General features: G+C 43.4%; 4 protein-coding genes, 4 tRNA genes and 1 pseudogene. All 9 read right to left on the reverse strand.

Going from position 1 to position 4,382, the window contains the following annotated elements; translation table 11 throughout:
- Positions 1-312, reverse strand: a 312-nt coding sequence (locus tag MHM99_RS20795; RefSeq protein ID WP_239217646.1) for a GTP-binding protein, incomplete at its 3' end; no start/stop codon positions are given.
- Between the two features lie 67 nt (positions 313-379).
- Positions 380-455, reverse strand: a tRNA-Thr gene (locus MHM99_RS20800).
- A gap of 7 nt (positions 456-462) precedes the next feature.
- Positions 463-537: transfer RNA gene (locus tag MHM99_RS20805), tRNA-Gly, on the reverse strand.
- A gap of 33 nt (positions 538-570) precedes the next feature.
- Positions 571-655: transfer RNA gene (locus tag MHM99_RS20810), tRNA-Tyr, on the reverse strand.
- A gap of 7 nt (positions 656-662) precedes the next feature.
- Positions 663-738 (reverse strand) — tRNA-Thr (locus tag MHM99_RS20815).
- Between the two features lie 109 nt (positions 739-847).
- Entirely contained in the window at positions 848-1,606 is a 759-nt protein-coding gene (locus MHM99_RS20820; protein WP_061096042.1) for a type III pantothenate kinase, read from the reverse strand.
- A gap of 148 nt (positions 1,607-1,754) precedes the next feature.
- Positions 1,755-2,741: a bifunctional biotin--[acetyl-CoA-carboxylase] ligase/biotin operon repressor BirA gene (gene birA / locus MHM99_RS20825; RefSeq protein WP_239220444.1), complete on the reverse strand. Its 987-nt coding sequence runs from the start codon at positions 2,739-2,741 to the stop codon at positions 1,755-1,757.
- Positions 2,738-3,769, reverse strand: coding sequence for a UDP-N-acetylmuramate dehydrogenase (gene murB / locus MHM99_RS20830; protein WP_239220445.1), 1,032 nt, complete (start codon positions 3,767-3,769; stop codon positions 2,738-2,740). Before murB ends, birA begins: the two co-directional genes overlap by 4 nt.
- Before the next feature lie 172 nt (positions 3,770-3,941).
- Positions 3,942-4,289, reverse strand: a pseudogene (locus tag MHM99_RS20835) (chemotaxis protein); the annotation flags it as partial.
- Positions 4,290-4,382: the final 93 nt, after the last annotated feature.

Consider the following 4,382-nt stretch of genomic DNA (forward strand, 5'->3'; position numbering starts at 1 on the left):
TAGGATACCACCGTCCATCTGAGCAGCACCAGTGATCATGTTTTTAACGTAATCAGCGTGTCCTGGGCAGTCTACGTGTGCGTAGTGACGAGTAGGAGTGTCATATTCTACGTGTGAAGTAGAAATGGTGATACCACGTGCTTTCTCTTCAGGCGCGTTATCGATTTGATCGAAAGCCTGTGCGTTACCGCCGTAAGTTTTAGAAAGAACTGTAGTGATAGCTGCAGTTAGGGTAGTTTTACCGTGGTCAACGTGGCCGATTGTACCCACGTTTACGTGGGGTTTCGTACGTTCAAACTTTTCTTTTGCCATTTCTATTATCCCAGCAAAGTTACATTAAAAAATTTAGAAATTTTACATGAGCTGGGGAGAAATAAACTGGTGCTGATAGGCAGATTTGAACTGCCGACCTCACCCTTACCAAGGGTGCGCTCTACCAACTGAGCTATATCAGCACTGATTTGGAGCGGGCAGCGGGAATCGAACCCGCATCATCAGCTTGGAAGGCTGAGGTAATAGCCATTATACGATGCCCGCAATCCTAATTCTCTGGCCACCTCATAGAGAAAGTGGTGGAGGGGGCAGGATTCGAACCTGCGAAGGCTGAGCCGGCAGATTTACAGTCTGCTCCCGTTGACCGCTTGGGTACCCCTCCAGATTGATGGTGCCGACTGCCGGAATCGAACTGGCGACCTACTGATTACAAGTCAGTTGCTCTACCAACTGAGCTAAGTCGGCACTACATCAAGTGGGTGCGCATTCTAGAGTATTGTTTAACTCTGTGCAAGTGTCTTTTTGAAAATTTTTCAATTTTCTTTTTTGACCAATTTTTCAACTAATCAAAAACTTACGTCGATGTTCCCTTCAGAAGTTCACTTCGAGCGTAGCGGGCAAGACCCTGCATCACCAAATGAGCGAGGCGCATGTTATCAGCAGATTTTAAGAATGCAAACACTTTTTTGTCTCCACCCCCTAAAATTATGTCAAATTCGGTTTGTTTGCTTGATATGTAATCAACCGCGCTCAAATAAACACCATATAGGGCAGCATGACACCCTGTTGCCACGCAATCTTCTGTATCGGTCCCCACGCCAAAGGTGGTCGGAATTTCATCATTCGCGAACACTTTTTTAGTTGAAGCAACCAATGCATTACGCATTACTTGAAATCCAGGTACGATCCAACCGCCTAAATGTTGACCATCCACCACAAAATCAACCGTTATTGCCGTACCTACATCCATAACAAAAAATGCTTTTTTTGATTTTTCTGCGCCGCAGACCATGGCAAGCCATCTATCAACGCCCATTTTTTGAACATTCGCGTAACTATTTTTTATGCCGAAGGCTTCTTTCTCGGTGTGCTTTTCTACAAAAACAATATTTCGCTCGTTACACATGGCGGATATTTCATCAACCAGCTCCTGATTTCTTACCGAAGCTATATATAAATGGGAAATTTTTTTCTGAGAATCGATAAAGGAGAAGAGAGAATTGGCATCTTCGCATGCATTAGGCTCTTCTTCTGCATGACAAAGCAGTGAATATTTTATTCGGGTGTTACCGATATCCACTAATATGACGTGGTTTTCTTCAATGTTGTTCATATTTTTGGTTTCAATCGCAAAGCAATGCGTAAAACGAACGGATAAAATGCTATTTAAAAATCACAAAGATGAACTACGAAGTACTTTTATTATAAATAATGGCCAAAATCTTCGTAGCTCAGCTATAAAGTAAAACAAAAATAAAAAGTTAATTGCCTCTAAGGCTAACTTCGCCACCGTGGAATCGGGTAATACCGTCTTGTGTTTCAACAAGAAGCGCGCCGCTGGCGTCCACTCCCCTATCAATTCCGGAAAAACGCTTCTCACCCATTTGTAAAACAATGCGTTTATCGGCGTATAAGTCGAGCGCTTCCCAATATGCTGTGAATGGCCCGAAGCCCTGCTGGGTAAATTTAGGTAAATAAGACCATAGCGATTTTATAATTTCTGCCGCTAAAGCATTTCTATCTGGGATAGTGCCCAAATATGACGCAAGATCGCTATGAGGCTGACCAACATCGTACTGATTATCGGGTACGCAAACATTCAAACCTATGCCGATAACACTATGCGCCGTAGCGCCTATTTGCCCTTCTACTTCAATAAGTACGCCCGCAAGCTTTTTACCTTGCAAATAAATGTCATTCGGCCATTTAAGCTCGGCGTCTTCTACGCCAAATTCTTTAAGTGCATCGCAAACTGCCAAGCCTACCAATAAAGAAAGTCCCGCCATGCTTTGATAACCGTCGGGAAAAGACCAGTACATAGAAAAAGTTAAGCTTCCACCAACTGGCGCTAACCATGAACGGCCGTGTCTACCGCGTCCATCGGTCTGAATTTCAGCAAAAACGACATCGCCGTTTTCAAGATCTTCTCGTTTGCTGGCAATACGCTTCTTCATTTCCGTATTGGTGGAAGGTAATACTGATTCCACATCAATAATCGCTCGTTTTGTGTTGCCTAAATGACGTTTAATGCTGTCGGCGCTTAACAATGGAAACCCTCGTTCTAAACGGTAGCCTTTACCTTTTACTTTAAATACATCTAATCCCCAATCGGCGAGTTGGGAAATATGGCCTGCAACTGCTGTACGCGAAAGGCCCACTTGCTGTGCAATGGTTTCGCCTGAGTGAAACTGGCCGTCGGACAACAAAGCGAGTATATGTTTTCTTACAGCTTTTGATGCTTGTCTCATAGCGAAATAAGTCCTTTGCTTCCTAATAAGCGCACTTCTGGCTCTAGCTGTATGCCAAACTTACCCTGTACGCTTGCTATGATATCTTTTGCCATGGTTATTACATCGTTTCCGGTGGCACCACCTAAGTTAGTAAGTACCAATGGCTGTGTAGGGTGGCATCGCACTTTATTCAAAGTCTTGCCTTTAAAACCTGCCTGGTCGATAAGCCATGCGGCAGGAATTTTTATTTGTTCGTTTTCAGTGGCTGGCAGCTCAACACCTCCGTGCACCACAAAATGGGGTACTGAATCATAGTCTTGTGCAATCGCTTGAAACACTGCTTTTGAAACCACTGGGTTTTTGAAAAAACTTCCTGCATTGCCTAGCTCGGTAGGATCGGGAAGTTTGCTCTTCCTAATTTCTATTACCTTACTATACACCTTTTCTGGTGTAGGCTCAGTGAGTGCCGCTAGTTCGCCATAGCTGGTTTCAAGTTCGTAGTGCTTGGGAAGTTTAAAGTTTACATGAGTGATTAGCACTTTGTTCGCTAGTGCGTGTTTGAACACACTGTCTCTATAGCCAAACTGACAGTCTTCATTGCCCACCAATACCTGCTCGCCGGTTTCAAGAAATACACACTCTACTTTGTCGATTAACGTATTCACTTCTCGTCCGTACGCACCAATATTCTGAATTGGGCATGCGCCTACTGAGCCAGGTATTAAGGCGAGATTTTCGAAACCATACCACTTCTCTTTCATACACAAAGTGACGAAGTCATGCCAGTTTTCACCTGCACCTACACGTAAGTAATGGTGACTTTCAGTATCAAAATGGCTTATTCCCTTAATCTCGTTAACCAGAATTGTACCGTCAAAGTCGTCAGTGAAGACTGAATTGCTTCCACCGCCCAATATATAAATGGCTTTGTTATTGTTTTTAGAAGTTTTGAAGATAGACAGGAATGAAGTAACGTCGCTAAACGACTGGATAGAATCACAAGAAGCGGCGAGGCCAAATGTGCTGTATGGTTGTAGTGAAGGCATAGAGTTTTACGAACTGCGAACAATTCGCTAATGGTAGGGTAACGAAGCAGCAAATAAAAGCGCAAAGAAGGAATAATATTGTTGCCAATATTGCTAAGCGCTAGAGCATTACCACTTTCATTCGTTAAAGTGAGAAAACGGAAGCTAGCGCTTATACGTAAATACAGAGAACTTACTGCTCTTTGGCTTTATAACCAATACGAAACCCTCCCCAATGTTTACCGTTCACATATATCGGTGCAGATAGATCATGCATGACCTCACCTGTATCTCGTTTGTAAGTTTGTAGCAAGAACGTAGAGGTATTGCTGCCACAACGACTTCCGGTTTTGTCATCGAATATCCGTTTCGTTCTGTTATTTGCTAAATCCGTATCGTAATTACCAGTAAGGGGCTGACTAAACTTCTTGTTGTGGGTAGGAAAGTAACCATTTACGTCAACTGCGCCGGCATAAATAATGAAACTATGTGTTTCTAATAAAGGTTCTTGGATAGCGGGAAGTACGTCGTCGGTGAGCCTGTAACAGATTCTGTGTAACTGCCATTAGTTAATGTGCTTTTCGAGTCGTTCCTCGAACTCGATAATAAAACGACTCATCGCCTGACGCCAGTT

This window comes from Alteromonas sp. MmMcT2-2 (assembly GCF_022348305.1).
Lineage (GTDB): Bacteria > Pseudomonadota > Gammaproteobacteria > Enterobacterales > Alteromonadaceae > Alteromonas > Alteromonas macleodii.